This window comes from Streptosporangium sp. NPDC050148, assembly GCF_055586505.1.
The window spans coordinates 1-17325 of the sequence record NZ_JBVJIA010000039.1 but is presented as its reverse complement, the minus strand read 5'-3'; the positions used below and the strand labels follow the sequence as shown (position 1 = coordinate 17325).

Below are 17325 nucleotides of genomic sequence, written 5' to 3'. Positions count from 1 at the left end.
CTTCTGCGGTGGGGGGTGGGGGGGGGGTTCGCAAAGGAGAGAGGAACAGGAGCCCACCCCCCCCCCCCCCCCCCCCCCCCCCCTCCCCCCCCCCCCCCCCCCCCCCCCCCCCCCCCCCCCCCAGGCCTCCGGCGCGCTCAACGCGCTGCACGAGCGGATCGGCTACACCACGCACTTCGCGATTCGCAGCGGGGACGAGGCGGTGTACGTCGACAAGCTGGAGGGGCGGCGGCCCTACCAGATGCCCTCGCGCATCGGGATGAGCCTGCGCCTGCACTGCACCGCGATCGGCAAGGCGGTGCTGGCCCAGCTGAGCGCCGACGAGGTCCGCGCGATCTGCGCCCGCGCCGGGATGCCGGTCGCGACCGCCAAGACGCTGGCGACACCCGAGGCCCTGCTCGCCGACCTGGAGCTGGTGCGCTCCCGCGGCTACTCGGTCGACGACGAGGAGAACCTGCCCGGCATCCTGTGCGTCGGCGCCCCGGTCTTCGACCACACCGGCCAGGTGCTCGGCGGCATCTCCATCTCGGCCCTGGCGATGGACGTGAGCATGGCCGACGTCGAGCGGTTCGCGCCCGACGTGGTCTCGGCGGCCCGCGACGTCTCCGCGGCCCTGGGGGCCCCGGCCTCGCCCGCCTTCAACGGCTGAATCGATCCCCGCCGGTCCTCCGGGGGCCCGCTTCACCCGGTCGGGATCCCGGGTCCGTCTTCAGGGGCTCGGCCCGTCTTCTGGCGCGGCGCGGGCCCGTCCCCGGGGTCCCGGGCCACCCGGAAGGGCTCCAGGGGCCGCCCCGGGGCCCCGTGGTCCCTTTCCGGGGTCCCGGGCCGTGGAGCGTCCGTGCCGGTTCCCGTCGTGCCCGTCGGCTCCTGCCCGTTCCCGCTCACCCGGCCGGCCGAGGGTGGGCCATGCCCTCGGCTTGTCCCATGTAGTGGGATGTGATGTCATGTAGTGCAACATCCTATCGACCGTGGGAGATCGGCATGCCGAACATCACCGTGGAACTCCTGTCCGGCCGGACCCTCGACCAGCGTCGCGAGTTCGTGGCCGCGCTGACCGAGGCGGCCGTGGACATCCTGAAGGCCCGCAGGGAGGCGGTCCGCATCGTCTTCACCGAGATCGAGAAGTCCGACGTGGCCAACGCCGGCGTCCTGGAGTCCGACAAATAGCCGGACGGCCCGATCCCCGGGCGCGGCGGACCTCAGGTCCGTCACGCCCGGGGAGGGTTCCGGGTCCGCCGGTCGGTCAGCCGGCCGCGCGGGCCCGCTCCTGCTCCTGATCCGGCTCGGGGTCGGTGGACAGGGAGTCGACCAGCGCGTCGCGGTCCTCGCGGTTCTCCGGCTTGAGCAGCCCGATCGCCACGTACAGCACCAGCGAGGTCACCAGGGGCACTCCCACCACCATCGCGGTGTCCTTGGACTCGATGATCCACTTGATGTACGCCCAGACGCTCAGGCCCGCGGCCCAGGAGACGATGGCGGCGGTCGGCCCGCTCCTGCGGAACCAGGGCAGCATGCCCAGCATCAGCGGGATGGAGATCGGTCCCATCGTCGCCGCGACCAGGTCGACGACGATCTTCAGCACCACGCCCTGTCCCTCGGTGGAGATCGCGATCGCCATGCTGATCAGCACGAAGGTGAACGTGGTCACCCGGGCGAAGGTCAGCTCGGCGCGCGCCGACAGGTCGCGTACCTTGCGGACCAGCACCGGGGCGATGTCCCTGGTGATGACCGAGGAGATCACGTTGGCGTCGGAGGCCACCATGGCCATGGTGTGCGAGAAGAAGCCGGCGAGGACCAGGCCGATCACGCCCTGCGGCAGCAGGGTCTGCGCCAGCCGTACGTAGGCCTCCTCGGCGTTGGCCAGGCCCGGCACGATGAGCGGGGCGGCGAACATCGGGATGAACAGGATCAGCGGCCAGACCAGCCACAGCGCGCTGGACAGCAGGGCCGAGCGCTTGGCGGCCGAGCCCGAGGGGGAGGCCATGTAGCGCTGGGCCAGGTTCCACATGCCGCCGTTGTACTCGAAGGTCTTGATGAAGAGCAGGGCGAGGAAGAACGTCGTGGTGTACGGCCCGGAGAAGGGGTCGCCGTGGCCCGGCGGCAGCTTGTCCCACATGGTCCACAGGGTGGCGACGCCGTCCAGGTGGGCCATGATCGCGACGAACATGGCGATGCCCGCCACGCCCTGGATGACGAACTGCCCGAAGTCGGTGAGCACGTCCGCCCACAGGCCGCCCGCGGTGATGTAGATCAGCGTGACGGCCCCGGTGATCAGGATGCCCCACAGGATGGGGATGCCGGCGAAGCCCTTGAGCAGGATGGCGATCGCCACCCACTTGGCCGCGATGTCCACCACCTTCAGTAGCGCGCCGCTGTAGGCCAGCACCTGCTGGGTGGGCAGGTTGTAGCGCCGCGCGAGGTACTCCAGGGGGGAGACCACGCCGTGCTTGGAGCGGAGCCGGTTCCACCGGGCCGCCCAGACGAAGGCGCCGATGCCGACGCCGATGCCGATCGTCAGCGCCCACCAGACGTACATGGCGAGCCCGTAGTTGTACGCGACGGCCGCGAACGCCACGAACATGATCGCGCTGTAGCCCGACATGTGGTGCGAGATGCCTGACAGCCACCAGGGGATACGTCCCCCGGCGGTGAAGAAGTCGGCCACGTTCCTGATGCGCTTCTTCGACCACACGCCGATGGCGATCATGACAAGGAAGTACGCGCCCAGAACGGACCAGTCGAGTGCGGACATATGTCTCCTCCCAACGCCCTATTGGTGAGGAGGTTCTACTACATGAAACGTAATGTCAATACATAGAATGGATGGCGCTTTCCATGGGGTGATTGTCATGTTATGCGTGATTAGCCGCTGTTCACGGGGTATCAACCGGTTCTGTGACGGGCGAGGCCGCCTCCCGCGGCTTCCGGCGCGTCGTCGCGCAATTCACCACCCGTCTCGTTAACCTCCCTAACATGGCCACCCGTACGTCTAAAGGCGCCTCAGGAAAGCCCTCCGGCAGAGGATCCTCCGGCCGTTCGGGCGCCTCCTCGTCCCGTACGACCTCCGCCAGGCGGGGGCCCGCGACCCGGAGGAGGAGTGCGGCACCGACCCGGAGCACGGCGTCCCGCGGTTCCGCGTCCCGTCCCCCCTCGCCGCGGCACGATCCGATCAGCTGGGTCCTCACTCTGGTCGGCAGGCTGTTCATGGGCGTCTGGATGCTGGTGGCCGGCGGCATCGGCGGCGCGGCGCGGGCCCTGGGGCAGAACGCGCGCGAGCTCGACCCCGTCCACCGCCGCGACGGCCTCGGCCTGGCCGTGTTCTCCGGGGCGATCGTGCTGGCCTCCATGACCTGGCGGCTGAGCACCGGGACGGTCTCCACCGTGGTCGACGGGGTCATGCGCGGGATCTTCGGGTCCCTGGCCTGGCTGATCCCGATCCTGCTGGTGCTGCTCGCCTGGCGGCTGATGCGCCACCCCGACCAGAACGCCGACACCGGCCGGATGATCATCGGCTGGTCGGCGCTCACCGTCGGCGTGCTCGGCATCGTGCACCTCGTCCACGACACGCCGTACCCCTCGGGGGGCGGCACGGACGGCATGGACAAGGTGTCGGCCGCCGGGGGCATGGTCGGCTTCATCGTCTCGGCGCCCCCGGCGAGCATCCTGCCCGCCTTCATCACCGTGCCGCTGCTGCTGATCCTGTCGGGCTTCGGCGTGCTGGTGATCACCGCCACGCCGGTGCACCGGGTCCCGGAACGGCTGTCGGAGATCCGGCACATGCTCTTCCACCGCGACCTGCCCCCGATGCCGAGGGTGTCCGGCAAGCGCCCGGCCACGCGCAAGAGGTCCGCGGCCGGGGGCGGCGGGCCGGGGGAGGCCGCGGAGCCCGGGGCGCCCGGGGCCCCCGGGGACCACGTCAAGCCCTACGACACGCCCGTGATCGCCGAGACGCCGGGCAGGCCGGGGCACTCCCCGGAGATCGTGCCCGGCCTGGCCGAGGAGGCCGGTCCGCCCGAGGCCGAGAACCCGCTGGTCAGGGTCGAGCCGCCCGAGCCGACCCCGGCGCCGCGCAAGGTCGAGCAGCTCGTGCTGTCCCCGCAGGCCGGGCCGTACACGCTGCCCGAGTCGCAGCTGCTGCGTCCCGGCACCGCGCCCAAGCCGCAGACCAAGGCCAACACCATCGTGGTCAACGCGCTGACCAGCGTGATGGAGCAGTTCGCGATCGACGCCCAGGTGATCGGCTTCACCCGGGGGCCGACGGTGACGCGCTACGAGATCGAGCTCGGCCCGGCGGTCAAGGTCGAGAAGGTCACCGCGCTCACCAAGAACATCGCCTACGCCGTCAAGTCGGCCGACGTGCGGATCCTGTCCCCGATCCCCGGCAAGTCCGCGATCGGGGTGGAGATCCCCAACACCGACAAGGACCTCGTCTCGCTCGGCGACATCCTGCGCTCCCCGGTCGCCCAGGCCGACCACCACCCGATGATCGTCGGGCTCGGCAAGGACGTCGAGGGGCGCACGATAGTGGCCAACCTCGCCAAGATGCCGCACCTGCTCATCGCGGGCGCCACCGGCGCCGGAAAGTCGGTCTGCGTCAACGGCCTGATCACCTCGATCCTGATGCGCGCCACGCCCGACGAGGTGCGCATGGTCCTGGTCGACCCCAAACGCGTCGAGCTCAGCGTGTACGAGGGCATCCCCCACCTCATCACGCCGATCATCACCAACCCCAAGAAGGCCGCCGAGGCGCTGGAGTGGGTCGTCGGCGAGATGGACCGCCGCTACGACGACCTGGCGGCCAGCGGCTTCCGGCACGTCGACGACTTCAACAAGGCGGTGCGCACCGGCAAGCTGGTGCCGCCGCCGGGCAGCGAGCGCGTCTACCAGCCCTACCCGTACCTGCTGGTCATCGTCGACGAGCTCGCCGACCTGATGATGGTCGCCCCGCGCGACGTCGAGGACTCCATCGTCCGCATCACCCAGCTGGCCCGCGCCGCCGGCATCCACCTGGTCATCGCCACCCAGCGGCCCAGCGTGGACGTGGTCACCGGCCTGATCAAGGCCAACGTGCCCTCCCGGCTGGCGTTCGCCACCTCCTCGCTGGCCGACTCCCGGGTCATCCTGGACCAGCCGGGCGCCGAGAAGCTGGTCGGCCAGGGAGACTCCCTCTTCCTGCCGATGGGCGCCAGCAAGCCCATGCGGCTGCAGAACGCCTTCGTCTCCGAGAAGGAGATCGGCGAGATCGTCGGGCACTGCAAGGCCCAGATGGCGGTCGAGTACCGCGAGGACGTGGCCGCCTCGACCGCGGCCAAGAAGGAGATCGACGAGGACATCGGCGACGACCTCGACCTGCTGGTCCAGGCGGCCGAGCTGATCGTGACCACCCAGTTCGGCTCGACCTCGATGCTCCAGCGCAAGCTCCGGGTGGGCTTCGCCAAGGCGGGCCGGCTGATGGACCTGCTGGAGAGCAGGAACGTGGTCGGGCCGAGCGAGGGCTCCAAGGCGCGGGAGGTCATGGTCAAACCCGACGAACTCCCCGGCCTGCTGGCGGACCTGCGCGGACAATGACCCCCCTGCCCGTGGCGTTCTCCCCGGTTACTGGTTGAATGGAGGTCACTACGCAGCGTCGGGGGGCGGGGGGCGTGCGCCATGGGCATTGGCAGCGATCTGGCGGATGCACGGCGGTCCATGGGGATGACCGTCGGGCAGTTGAGCGCGCGGACACGGATCCGCGAGGTGCTGATCCAGGCGATCGAGCGGAACGACTTCTCCCAGTGCGGAGGTGACTTCTACGCGCGGGGCCATATCAGGAACATCGCCAAGGTCGTCGGGCTCGACCCGGAGGCGGTGGTGCACCGCTACGACGAGCAGCACGGGGGCGTGGCGCTCCCGGTAAGGGCCTCCACGGTCTTCCAGGCCGACATGCCGCTGAAGATCCGCGAGCGCCGCTCGCCGAACTGGACGACGGCCATGGCCCTGGCCCTGGGCGTCGTGGTGATCTTCGGCGTGGTGCGCACCATGGAGGGGGGCGACACCCCGATCGCGGACGTCCGCTCCGCCCCGGTGCCGGCCGCCTCGGCCCCGCCGCCGTCCGCCGCGGCGCCGGGCTCGCCGCGCCGGGCCGCGTCGCTGGCGAAGGAGAAGCGGAGCGACACGGTCGTCCTGCAGGTGAAGGCCAAGCGCACCTGCTGGCTCGACGTGGAGGACGCGGCCGGCCGGAAGATCTTCTCCGGGACGCTCAAGGCCGGGAAGACCTCGACCTGGAAGGCCAAGGACAGGGTGAGGGTCGTCTTCGACGACGCCGGGGCCGTCTCGCTGAAGGTGAACGGCAAGACCATGGGCACCCCGGGCAAGCGGGGGCAGACCGTCGACCGGTCCTTCGCCGCGCCCGCCGCGAACCGGCGCTAGCCCACCCGGCCCGCGCCCGCCGCGCACCGGCCCCGTCCCCGGGGCCGGTCCCGGTGCGCGACGGCCGGTGACGGCGCCGGGAGCGGTGGGAACGTGACGGCCCCGGCGGCGGGACCGGCCCCGGTTCGCGACGGCCGGGGCCGCGAGGGCACCCGGGGGACGGGTCCACCGGCGGGGCCGGGCGGCCGCGCCGACCTGTGCGGCGGTGCCGGAATGGGGGGAGGTGCATCGGGTGGTGGCCAACTCCCGATACCGTAGTGTTCACCATGTCATCCCGCCGAACCGCATCGCTGATCACACTTGGCTGCGCCCGCAACGAGGTCGACTCCGAGGAGCTCGCCGCTCGTCTTGAGGCTGCCGGCTGGCAGCTGGACGACGACGAGCCCGACGTCGTCGTCGTCAACACGTGCGGCTTCATCGACTCAGCGAAAAAGGACTCCATCGACACGCTGCTCGCCGCGGCCGACTCCGGGGCCAAGGTGGTCGCCGCTGGCTGCATGGCGGAACGCTACGGGGACCAGCTCGCCGACGCGCTGCCCGAGGCCTCGGCCGTGGTCTCCTTCGACGACTACACCGAGATCGGCGCGCGCCTGGACGACGTGCTGGCGGGCAGGCCGCTCGTCCCGCACACGCCGCGCGACCGCAGGACCCTGCTGCCCATCTCGCCCGTGGACCGTGCCGCGGCCCCCAGGACCGCCATTCCCGGCCACGGCGAGCTGCCCCGGGGTGTCGCCCCCGCCAGCGGTCCCCGGCCGCTCCGCAAGCGTCTGGGCGACGGGCCGGTGGCCTCGCTGAAGCTGGCCTCCGGCTGCGACCGGCGCTGCACGTTCTGCGCCATCCCGGCCTTCCGCGGGGCGTACGTCTCGCGCGGCGCCGAGGAGCTGCTGGGCGAGGCCGCCTGGCTGGCCGGGGAGGGCGTCAAGGAGCTGGTCCTGGTCAGCGAGAACTCCACCTCCTACGGCAAGGACCTGGGGGACCTGCGGGCGTTGGAGAAGCTGCTGCCCTCCCTGGCCGCGATCGACGGGATCGAGCGGGTCCGGGTCAGCTACCTGCAGCCCGCCGAGCTCCGCCCGGGGCTGCTGGAGATCATCTCCTCCACCGAGGGCGTCGCCCCCTACTTCGACCTGTCCTTCCAGCACGCGTCCGGCCCGGTGCTGCGCCGGATGCGGCGCTTCGGCGACCCCGCGCGCTTCCTCGACCTGCTGGCGTCGATCCGCCGCCTCGCCCCCGAGGCGGGGGTGCGGTCCAACTTCATCGTGGGCTTCCCGGGCGAGACCGAGCAGGAGTTCGCCGACCTGACCGGTTTCCTGCAGGAGGCCAGGCTCGACGTCATCGGCGTCTTCGGCTACTCCGACGAGGACGGCACCGAGGCGGCCTCGCTGCCGGGCAAGCTCGACCAGGAGGTCGTGGACGCCCGCGTCTCCGCCCTCACCGAGCTGGCCGAGGAGCTGATGGCCCAGCGGGCCGAGGAGCGGATCGGCACCGAGGTCGACGTCCTGATCGAGGAGGACCTCGGCGACGGCGGCTACGAGGGCCGTGCCGCGCACCAGGGGCCCGAGGTGGACGGCTCGGTGACGGTCCAGGGCATCGGGCTGGTGCCCGGGCAGATCGTCCGGGCGGTCGTGGTCGACTCGGAGGGGGTCGACCTGATCGCCCGTATCAAGGCGGCCTCGTGAGCGTGCCGCCGGGCCGGGAGGGCGTATGACCAACACGCCAGAGACCGGCACCGATTCGACCGCGGCGTCCGCGCGCCCCCCGGTGAGCGCGTGGAACATCGCCAACGTCGTGACGGTGATACGGCTGGCGTTGGTCCCGTTCTTCGTGGCCTGCCTGTTCCTGCCCGGATCGGGCTGGCGGGCCGCCGCGCTGGTGGTCTTCGTGGTTGCCTCGTTCACCGACCTGCTCGACGGTGAGCTGGCCCGCCGCTACGGGCTGATCACCGACTTCGGGAAGATCGCCGACCCGATCGCCGACAAGGCGCTCATCGGTGCCGCGCTGATCGGCCTGTCGGTGCTGGGGGAGCTGCCCTGGTGGGTCACCGTGGTGATCCTGGGCCGGGAGCTGGGGGTCACCGCGCTGAGGTTCGCGGTCATCCGGCACGGCGTCATCCCGGCCAGCTACGGCGGGAAGGTCAAGACCGTCCTGCAGATCGGCGCGATCGTCTGCTACATCTGGCCCGGGGTGCCCGGGCCGGTCCGCTGGGTCGTGATGGGCGCGGCGGCCCTGGTCACCGTGGTCACCGGCGTCGACTACGTGATCCGGGCGATCAAGCTTCGCCAGGTCGCGAAACGGGCGAGGGCCGTATGAGCGGCGTGGGCGAGGACCGGGTGGGCGGGCGCCTGCTCGCGAGCACCGCGGTGATCTCCCTGCTCGTCCGCCGGAGAGAGACGGTGGCGGTGGCCGAGTCGCTGACCGCCGGGCTGATCGGCGCGGCCCTCACCGCCCCGCCCGGGGCCTCCGCGGCCTTCGTGGGCGGGGTCGTCTCCTACGCCACCGAACTCAAGCACCGCCTGCTGGGCGTCCCCGCCGATCTCCTGGAGCGCGAGGGGGCCGTGCATCCGCACGTCGCCGCCGCCATGGCGCAGGGGGTGCGCCTGCTGACCGGCTCCACGTACGGCCTGGCCGCCACCGGGGTGGCCGGTCCCGACCCGCAGGACGGCAAAGCTCCCGGTACCGTCCACCTGGCCGTTAGCGGTCCCGATGGGCGGGTATGGCATCGGGATCCACGACCGACCGGGACGCGCGAGCGTATCCGGGAGGCGACGGTGAATGAGGCTGTGGACCTTCTCAGAGGTGTGCTGGAGGCGAACGTGGGGGAACATTCCGGGTGATTACCGCGTTACGTCCCCAGCGAACATGCTCCGCTTGGTCTGCCGCGGCATCGGTTGATACAGGTACGGTGGAACCGTGAGTGAGGTAAAGGTCAAGCGATGACGGCGAGGAGTATGTACCAAGGGTCGCGTTCGAAGAACGGGCGGCACGAACCGATTGCGCGGAGTGTCGTGAAGACATCCGCGCCGGGGAGGGAGCGACAGATGGTCCTGCTGCGTCAGCTGCTCGGTGACGTGCTGCGGCGGCTGAGGGTGCGGCAGAGTCGCACCCTTCGTGAGGTGTCCACATTGGCTCGTGTTTCTCTCGGCTATCTGTCCGAGGTGGAGCGTGGCCAGAAGGAGGCCTCGTCGGAGCTGCTCGCGTCGATCTGCGGTGCCTTGGGCGTGCCGCTTTCACAGGTGCTCCGTGAGGTTTCCGACCAGTTCGCATTGGCCGAGCTTCAGCACGCTCCGGTGCTGGCGGGCGATGTCCCCGAGCGGGAGCGTCTGCCGATTCCCGAGACCGTGCCCGAGTCCGTTTTCCCCGAGGTCAACGACATGGTCGCCGCCTAGCCGGTCGGCCGTTCCGGCTGGCAGTGACGACACCAGACGATGAGCCGCTCCTGCGGCTCCGCCCCCATCTCCCCACGACTGATTCGATGCCCGCAGCGTAGGCACGGCCGTCCGGCCCTGCCGTAGACCCAGGTGCCCCGTCCCGGACGGGAGTCGCCGGTGGTCGTCCTGTCCGGGCGATCCCTGTTGCCGTCCATCAGCCTCCGCGCGAGCGACACGATCGCTCCCAGATCCTCGACCGCCCCCACCGGCCGCCAGGGCGACACCCCGGCCAGGAAGAGCGTCTCGGCGCGGTAGATGGTGCCGATCCCCGCGAGGTTGCGCTGATCGAGCAGCGCGACCCCGATGCTCGTCTCCGGCCGCCGTGCCAGCCGTCGCAGCGCCTCGGCCTCGTCCCAGTCCGCCCCGAGCAGGTCCGGTCCCAGATGGCCGACGAGCCGATCCTCCTGCCCGGTCGCGACCAGGTCGACCATGCCCAGCCGCACCCCCGCCGCCTGCCAGGTGTCGTTGGCCAGCACCAGACGGACCACGTCCCCGCGCGGCAGCCCACGCCCGGCCGGCGAGACCTGCCAGCTCCCCTCCATCCGCAGGTGGGTGTGGACGGTCAGATCCCCCTCGACCCTGGTGAGCAGGTGCTTGCCGCGCGCGACGGTCTCCAGCACCGTGCGGCCGGTCAGGTCCGCCGTGGCGTACCGCGGCACGCGGAAGTCCGAACGGACCAGGATTCTCCCGTCGAGCGCCCGGCCGAGCCGCACGGCGGCGCGGTGGACGACGTCACCCTCGGGCACGGTCCCCGCCGCGGGCCGGGAGGCGGATCGGCGTCCGCGGCACGCTCAGCCCCAGGCCGCGGGGTCGGCGGACAGGCTGCGGACCCGCTCGGGCAGGGCCCCGGTGGCGACGTTCTCGAGCGTGACCTCCTCAAGGATGGCCCGCTCGCTGGCACGCAGGGCGATCCAGACCTGCTGCAGCGACTCGGCGGGACCCCGGTAGCCGACGTGCTCGGGGCGTTCCCCCCGGACGTTGGCCAGCGGGCCGTCGACGGCGCGGATCACGTCGGCGAGGCTGATCTCGGCGGGCGGCCGGGCCAGCACGTACCCCCCCTCGGGGCCGCGCTGGCCGCGGACCAGCCCGGCCCGGCGCATCTGGAGCAGGATGTTCTCGAGGTACTTCGGGGGCATGTCCTGCTCCTTGGCGAGCTCGCCCACCGTGGTGGGGCCGTCACCCGCGGCGGCGAGTTCGGCGGCGGCACGGAGGGCATAGTCGACACGAGCGGATAGGCGCATGTAACCGATTATCCCGCCTGCTATTGGTTCCTTACGCGCGCGGGGCCCCGTGAGCCGTCGCGCCGCCCGTCACCCTGGGTCACGACGGGTTCCTGCGGTGACGCGCCGTCACCGGCGCGGCCGCGCGCGATGCGCCCTCGCGACGGTCCGTTCCGACGGGCGGACGGGCGGGCCGCGCGCGGTCCCCCGGGGCGCGTCGCCGGTGACAGGGCAGGTCAGCCGTTCCGCGGGGGAGCGCTCCGGGCGGCACGGCCGGTCGGTGACGGCCTCGGCGACGGGGCGGTCCGGCGCGGCGGGACCCACCCGGCGGGAGCCGGTACGCCCCCCTCCGGGACCGCGCTCCGCAGCGGATATTACGGATATTTCGGGAATGTCGGGAGTTCGGAACACCGTGGCGGGCGATCGAGGGACGCGCGGGCCCCCGCCGGAACGCCGCCCGTCCCCGGCCGCCCGTCGCCCGGGACCGGCCCGTTCCCCTGCCCGGCGCCGGGGCCCTCCGATTCCCGGGAACCGTCGTCCCGGTGGGCCGGCGCGACGTGGAGCGGCCCGGGACGCGGGCGGGGTCCGAGTGGGGCCCGGCTGGGGCCCGGCTGGGGCCCGGGTGGGGCCTGGATGGGGGCTCGGGCGGGCGTGGCGCGGGCGGGCGGGCGTGGCGCGGGCGCGTCCGGGGTCGGCCGGGCTAAACTACAGGAAGCCTTATTAATGAATGGGACAGCTATTCTCGGGCCGATGTGATTAACACGGGGAAACGGCGAGCAAGAGAGCATGCACATGGAGCGACGTCCTGGCGTGCCCAGGCTGTTGAGGGAGATCAACGACAGGGCCGCCCTGGAGTTGCTGCTCGCCTCCGGTCCCCTGACGCGGGGGCAGATCGGCGAGCTCACCGGCCTGTCCAAGGTGACGGCGTCGCAGACGCTCGCCCGGCTGGAGGGGCGCGGCCTGGTGGAGGTCGCCGGGGAACAGGCGGGTGGCCGCGGGCCCAATGCCGCGCTTTACGGGATCATTTCCTCTTCCGCCTATGTGGCGGGTCTGGACGTCGGCCCGGAATTCGTCACCACCGCCATCGCCGATATCCACGGTGAGATCGTGGCCGAGGTGCGGGTCGCGCCGGACGGGCACGACGACCCGGTGGCACTCGTGCACAGCTCGGTGGTCAAGGCCTGCCGGTCGGCGAAGGTGGCGCTGTCCAAGCTGCGCTCGGTCGTCATCGGCACCCCCGGCGTGGTCGACCCCCGTACCGGTGACGTGCGGTTCTCCTTCGACCTGCCCGGCTGGCACGAGGGCATCCACGAGGCGCTCGCCCGTGACCTGCGGCGCGACATCAGGATCGAGAACGACGTGAACCTCGTCGCCATCGCCGAGCGCACCCTGGGCGCGGCCCGCGAGGCCGACGACTTCGTGCTCCTGTGGGTGGGCCGGGGCATCGGCCTCGGCGTCGTGCTCGGCGGGCGCCTGCACCGCGGCCGCTCCGGCAGCGCGGGGGAGATCGGCTATCTGCCGGTCCCCGGCGTGCCGCTGGCCGAGGACGTACGGGCCGTGCCGGGCAGGTTGCCCTCGCTCGCGGGGGGCCTGCAGTCCCTGGTCAGCGCGGAGGCCGTGGCCGAGCTCGCCGGGACGTACGGGTTCGAGGGCGACAGCGCCGCCGAGTGCGTGGCGGCGGCGGTCGCGGCAGGGGAGCGCGGAGAGGCCCTGATCAACGAGATCGCCGGGCGGCTGGCCCTGGGCGTGGCGTCGGTCTGCGTCGTGCTCGACCCCGGCCTCGTGGTGCTCGCGGGAGAGGTCAGCACGGCCGGGGGTGACGCGCTCACCTCCAGGATCGAGGAGGCGGTGGCGCGCAGCTGCCCGATCAGGCCGCAGGTGGTGGCCAGCGAGGTCACCGGCAACCCGGTGCTGCGCGGGGCCGTCATCGCCGCACTGGAACAGGCCAGGGAAGAGATCTTCGCCTCCTGACACCCCGGCGACACTTCGGGATCATGGCCGGTCGGCACGCGTGTCGACGACGTTCCGCGCCGACCTCTCCTGAGCGTCGAGAAGCTCGTCGCCGTGCTCGGCCGCCCAGCGTCCGAGGGCTTTCATCGGGCCGTCGACCAGGCTCTGTCCCAAGGCCGTCAGGGCGTACTCGACACGCGGCGGGGCTTCGGCATGTGCGCGGCGGTCGATCAGCCCGTTCGCGAGCAGGCGACGCAACACGTCCGTCAGCACCTTGTCACTGATGCCGCCGATGGCGTCGCGTAGTTCGCGCCGTCGGCACGGCCCGGAGGCAAGAGCCGCCAGGACCACGGAATCCCACGTGTGGGCGAACAGATCGGTGGCCGCACGCACACGGCAGTCCGCCACGAACTCGTCTCGGTCCATGTCCTGATCGCTCCTCTCACCGAAGCATGATCGCCTGTTCGTTGCGCACCGATCGGTGCGTAACGGCTTCTCTACCGTGGCCACCGGACGATCGGCGCTCGACGCGAGTGCGCGAGTGCGCGAGTGCGCGAGAGGGGTACGCGGATGCGCATCGGAATTCTGGGCACGGGAATGCTGGCGACGGCACTCGGCGAGGGCTGGGCCCGCGCCGGACACGAGCTGACCGTCGCCGGGCGATCTCCGGCCAAGGCGCAGGAGCTCGCTGGCCGGCTGGGCAGGAGGGCGCGCGCCCTCACCCCGCGCCAGACCGTCGCGGATCGCGATGCCGTGCTGCTCGCGGTGTCATGGCAGGGCGCCGAGGACATGCTGTGCAGCGCGGGCGCGGCTGACGGCTCGCTGGAGGGAACTGCGTTGATCGACCCGACGAACGCCGTCGAGCACGGCGTGGGTGTGGTGCTGACCGGACCCGGCGAGGCGATGGCCCGGCGGATCGCCAGGCTGTCTCCGGGCGCGCACGTCGTGAAAGCCTTCCACCTGTTCCCCTCCGATCGGTGGACGAGGCCTCGCGCCACCGGCGAACCCCCCGTCACGGTGGCGATGTGCGGTGACGATCCGGAAGCGTTGCGCGTTGTCGGCGAACTGGTCCGTGATGTCGGCGGAGTCCCGGCGGTGCTGGGGTCGCTGGATCGCGTTCGCCAGCTTGAGGAGGTCGCGGGTTTCGTCATCGGGCTGGCCTTCGCCGGTACCGACCCCAGCTCCGCGATTCCACGCGTCCCGTCAGCGGCCGGGTGACACCCGCGCCGACAGTCGCGATCTCGGCGTGGCGGTCGCATGGTGAAGGCCGTCGCGTGATCGCCCGGTGACCCGTCGTCGCTTGTCTCGCGCGTTCCGCGTCTGTAGCATTCGAGGTGAAAAATAAACAAGAAAGTTTCCTAATAATTGCTTGCCGGGGGTCGCGTGCCCCGGCGCCTGCCCGGGGAAGCCGCCTGCGAGGGAGACGGACAGGATGTCGTACGGCCCCTTCGACCTGCGGGGGATCCCGCTGGCGCTGCACCTGAACGGCCCGGTCGACGTCCCGGCGCTGCTGGGCGCGTGCGCGGCCGTGGGCCGGCTGCATCCGGTGCTCGGCCGGGTCAGGGTCACCCGTACCGAGACGGCGCCCGAGCGCTACCCCGCGCTGGCCGAGGCCGAGGTCGCGCGCCCGTTCGACCTGGACCGCGGCCCGCTCGCCCGGTTCACCCTCGTGACCGTGGGACCCGGGCGCGTCCGGCTGCTCTTCGTGGCGCACCCGACGGTGTTCGACGCCGCCTCCAAGGACGTCCTGCTCGGGGAACTGGCCGACGTCTACTTCTCGCGGGCCGCCCCGGCCCGCACCGCGGTCCCGGCACGGCGGCCCGCCCCCTCCCGAGCGGACGTCCCGTCCGGTACGGACGCGTCCGGGGACGCCGAGGCGTTCTGGGCGGAACGCCACCGCGAGCCCGCCGAGCCCGTCCTGCCGGGCCTGCGGGCCGTCCCGGACGGCACCGGCCCCGGCGAGATCGTGGAGATGGTGCTCGGCGCCGCGGAGTCGGGCGCGCTGACCGAGGCCGCCGCGGCCCTGGGCGCGACCAGGTTCGAGCTGCTGCTGGCGGCCCTGGGCGCGCTGCTGCGCCACTACGGCACCGCGGCCTCGCCGCTCGCCCTCGACCTCGGCACCCGTACTCCGGAGACGCGCGAGCGCATCGGGCCGTTCACGGCGCGGGTGCCGTTCGTCCCGCATCCCGGGCCGGAGGAGGAGTTCCCGGCGCACGTGCGCGCGGTCCGGGCCGAGCTGCGGGCCATGTACCGCTTCCGGCACGCGCCGCCCGAGCCCTCCCGCGCGCCGGTGCTGCTCAGCTACCGCAGGCGGGCGGAGGTCCCGGAGTTCGCCGGGGTGGCGGCGGGGGTGGAGTGGACGGTCTTCAACGGGACCGCCCGCGGCGCGCTGCACGTCCAGGCGGTGGACGCCGGGCGGAGTCTCACCCTGGGACTGCGCTTCAACCCCGCGGCGATCGATCGTGAGGACGTCTCCGGGATCGCCGGGGACCTGCGGGCGCTGCTGCGCGCCGTCCCGGCCGCGCCCCGCTCCTCGATCGCGGACCTGACGCGGACGTCCGCTCCCGTCGCGGAGAGCGTCCCGGGGTGACCGGCGGTGACAGGTGGTGACCGGTGGTGACCGGCACGGCCGGGGCGTCGGCCCCGGAGGCCGGGTCCCGCCGCCGCGGGGAGGACGGGAGCGGGACGCCGGCGGGGAGGGCGGCCTCAGACGCCGAGGAGTTCGGCCGCGGCCTGGGCGTTGGCGCGGGCGGCGCCGTAGGTGGCCAGGTAGGTGACGCCCTCGGGACGCCAGATCGGCAGGCCCATCTCCACCACCGTGGCGTCGGGGCGGGCGGCCAGCAGCGCGGAGACCACCGACTTGCTGGTCTCGTAGCGGTGGGCGTCCTTGACGACCACGACCAGGGAGCGGCCCGAGGCGCGCTCCAGGATGGCCTGCACGTCGGCGGCCTCCGGCTTGACCCGCAGCACCTCCGCCTGCGGCAGCAGCGGCGTGAAGCCCCAGGGCACGTCACCCACCGCGATGGTCGGCGGGGTGTCCACCTCGACCACCAGCGGGTCGACCAGCGGGGACGCCGAACCGGTGAGGCTGACCGCGCGGCGGGCGGCGGTCAGGCCGATGACCTCCTGCTCGGCCTCGCCGGTGCGCGGCGTGCCGAACCAGGCGCGCAGCGCGGCCACCCGCTCGGCGGCGGCCTCCAGCCGGGCCACGGGCAGCCGCCCGTCCTGGACGGCGCCGACGATCTCGTCCACGATCCGGCGGACGTCGTTCTCGTCGGGGATCGGGCCGAGGCAGAGCAGGTCGGCCCCGGCGGCCAGCGAGAGCACCGCGCCGCCCGCCAGGCCGTAGGTGTCGGTGACGGCCCGCATGTCCAGGGCGTCGGTGACGATCACGCCGTCGTAGGCCAGCTCGCCGCGCAGCAGGCCGGTCAGCGCGGCCGGGGAGAGCGTCGCGGGCAGGTCGCCGGTCAGGGCGGGGACGCGCACGTGGGCGGTCATCACGGACCTGGTCCCGGCGCCGATCGCGGCGCGGAAGGGGACGAGCTCTCGCTCGCGCAGCAGGTCCACCGAGGCGTCGACGAGCGGGACCTCCAGGTGGGAGTCCTGCCGGGTCGCGCCGTGGCCGGGGAAGTGCTTGACGCAGGCGGCCACCCCGGCCGACTGCAGGCCGTCGACCGCGGCCACGGTGTGCCGGGCCACCAGCGCGGTCTCGGCCCCGAACGAGCGGGTGCCGATCACCGGGTTGTCCTCGGCGGTGTTGACGTCCGCGGACGGGGCCATGTCCAGGTTGACGCCGCAGCGCGCCAGGTCGTCGCCGATGGACCGGTAGACGCGGCGGGTGAGCTCGACGTCGTCCACCGCGCCGAGGGCGGCGTTGCCCGGGTACGGGCTGCCCACGTGGTAGGCGAGCCTGGTGACGTCGCCGCCCTCCTCGTCCAGCGAGACGACCGGGTCGGCGGCCTCACGCAGGCGGGTGGTGAGGGCGGAGAGCTGCGCGGCGTCGGCGACGTTGAAGCCGAAGAGCGTGACGCCGCCGAGACCGTTCTCCAGCTCCCGCAGGACCCACTCGGGTGCCTCGGTGCCCTGGAACGCGGCGAGCAGGGTGCCGGACGCCAGGCGGCGCAGCCCTCGGTCTCCACGGTCCGCGATGAGCTCAGACATGGCGGTAGGGGTTCCTAACCTGTGATGGGGAGGATGTCGGACAGTGCGTGGCAGGCAGGGGTGGGGCCGGGGGGGGGGGGGGGGGGGGGGGGGGGGGGGGGGGGGGGGGGGGGGGGGGGGGGGGGGGGGGGGGGGGGGGGGGGGGGGGGGGGGGGGGGGGG

Annotated in this window: 16 protein-coding genes; 11 read left to right on the top strand and 5 right to left on the bottom strand. The window is 72.6% G+C overall.

Going from position 1 to position 17325, the window contains the following annotated elements:
- Both ACZ6RT_RS31830 and ACZ6RT_RS31825 read left to right on the top strand, forming a co-directional pair.
- On the top strand, positions 1-649 hold a 649-nt coding region (locus ACZ6RT_RS31830), incomplete at its 5' end, for an IclR family transcriptional regulator (RefSeq protein WP_470157549.1).
- A 332-nt stretch (positions 650-981) separates the two neighbouring features.
- Positions 982-1167: a tautomerase family protein gene (locus tag ACZ6RT_RS31825; RefSeq protein WP_344905193.1), complete on the top strand. Its 186-nt coding sequence runs from the start codon at positions 982-984 to the stop codon at positions 1165-1167.
- A 76-nt stretch (positions 1168-1243) separates the two neighbouring features.
- Here the strand turns inward: ACZ6RT_RS31825 and ACZ6RT_RS31820 are convergent, their stop codons facing one another.
- Positions 1244-2752: a sodium:solute symporter family protein gene (locus tag ACZ6RT_RS31820; RefSeq protein WP_470157548.1), complete on the bottom strand. Its 1509-nt coding sequence runs from the start codon at positions 2750-2752 to the stop codon at positions 1244-1246.
- A 221-nt stretch (positions 2753-2973) separates the two neighbouring features.
- Here ACZ6RT_RS31820 and ACZ6RT_RS31815 point away from each other — a divergent pair, with 221 nt between their 5' ends.
- The 6 genes from ACZ6RT_RS31815 to ACZ6RT_RS31790 all read left to right on the top strand — a co-directional run bounded on the left by ACZ6RT_RS31815 (position 2974) and on the right by ACZ6RT_RS31790 (position 9791).
- Positions 2974-5568, top strand: a complete 2595-nt coding sequence (locus ACZ6RT_RS31815; RefSeq protein WP_470157547.1) for an FtsK/SpoIIIE family DNA translocase — start codon at positions 2974-2976, stop codon at positions 5566-5568.
- A gap of 81 nt (positions 5569-5649) precedes the next feature.
- A complete protein-coding gene (locus ACZ6RT_RS31810; protein WP_399190640.1) occupies positions 5650-6408 on the top strand; it encodes a helix-turn-helix domain-containing protein in 759 nt (252 codons plus the stop codon).
- 266 nt (positions 6409-6674) lie between these two features.
- Entirely contained in the window at positions 6675-8084 is a 1410-nt protein-coding gene (gene rimO, locus ACZ6RT_RS31805; protein WP_399190642.1) for a 30S ribosomal protein S12 methylthiotransferase RimO, read from the top strand.
- Between the two features lie 25 nt (positions 8085-8109).
- Positions 8110-8715, top strand: coding sequence for a CDP-diacylglycerol--glycerol-3-phosphate 3-phosphatidyltransferase (gene pgsA / locus ACZ6RT_RS31800; RefSeq protein WP_399190644.1), 606 nt, complete (start codon positions 8110-8112; stop codon positions 8713-8715).
- Entirely contained in the window at positions 8712-9239 is a 528-nt protein-coding gene (locus ACZ6RT_RS31795; RefSeq protein ID WP_470157546.1) for a CinA family protein, read from the top strand. Before pgsA ends, ACZ6RT_RS31795 begins: the two co-directional genes overlap by 4 nt.
- Positions 9240-9443: 204 nt before the next feature.
- A complete protein-coding gene (locus ACZ6RT_RS31790; protein ID WP_344905173.1) occupies positions 9444-9791 on the top strand; it encodes a helix-turn-helix domain-containing protein in 348 nt (115 codons plus the stop codon).
- On the opposite strand, the gene ACZ6RT_RS31785 is transcribed toward ACZ6RT_RS31790, so the two are convergent.
- Positions 9788-10579, bottom strand: a complete 792-nt coding sequence (locus tag ACZ6RT_RS31785; protein WP_399190648.1) for an Fpg/Nei family DNA glycosylase — start codon at positions 10577-10579, stop codon at positions 9788-9790. The genes ACZ6RT_RS31790 and ACZ6RT_RS31785 overlap by 4 nt on opposite strands.
- 45 nt (positions 10580-10624) lie before the next feature.
- The gene (locus tag ACZ6RT_RS31780; RefSeq protein WP_344905167.1) at positions 10625-11074 is read right to left on the bottom strand and encodes an RrF2 family transcriptional regulator; all 450 of its coding nucleotides are present in this window, start codon (positions 11072-11074) and stop codon (positions 10625-10627) included.
- A gap of 771 nt (positions 11075-11845) precedes the next feature.
- On the opposite strand from ACZ6RT_RS31780, the gene ACZ6RT_RS31775 reads away from it, so the two are divergent.
- Positions 11846-13024, top strand: a complete 1179-nt coding sequence (locus ACZ6RT_RS31775; RefSeq protein ID WP_344905164.1) for an ROK family transcriptional regulator — start codon at positions 11846-11848, stop codon at positions 13022-13024.
- A 21-nt stretch (positions 13025-13045) separates the two neighbouring features.
- Here ACZ6RT_RS31775 and ACZ6RT_RS31770 read toward each other — a convergent pair whose 3' ends face one another.
- Positions 13046-13429: a winged helix-turn-helix transcriptional regulator gene (locus ACZ6RT_RS31770; protein WP_470157545.1), complete on the bottom strand. Its 384-nt coding sequence runs from the start codon at positions 13427-13429 to the stop codon at positions 13046-13048.
- A gap of 144 nt (positions 13430-13573) precedes the next feature.
- On the opposite strand from ACZ6RT_RS31770, the gene ACZ6RT_RS31765 reads away from it, so the two are divergent.
- Together ACZ6RT_RS31765 and ACZ6RT_RS31760 are read left to right on the top strand one after the other, a co-directional pair.
- A complete protein-coding gene (locus ACZ6RT_RS31765) occupies positions 13574-14221 on the top strand; it encodes an NADPH-dependent F420 reductase (RefSeq protein ID WP_470157544.1) in 648 nt (215 codons plus the stop codon).
- Between the two features lie 214 nt (positions 14222-14435).
- Positions 14436-15593 carry a condensation domain-containing protein gene (locus ACZ6RT_RS31760; RefSeq protein ID WP_470157543.1) on the top strand — a complete coding sequence of 386 codons (1158 nt, stop codon included), beginning with the start codon at positions 14436-14438 and terminating at the stop codon, positions 15591-15593.
- A 116-nt stretch (positions 15594-15709) separates the two neighbouring features.
- Here ACZ6RT_RS31760 and ACZ6RT_RS31755 read toward each other — a convergent pair whose 3' ends face one another.
- A complete protein-coding gene (locus ACZ6RT_RS31755) occupies positions 15710-17164 on the bottom strand; it encodes a glycoside hydrolase family 3 protein (protein WP_470157542.1) in 1455 nt (484 codons plus the stop codon).
- Positions 17165-17325 lie beyond the last annotated feature (161 nt).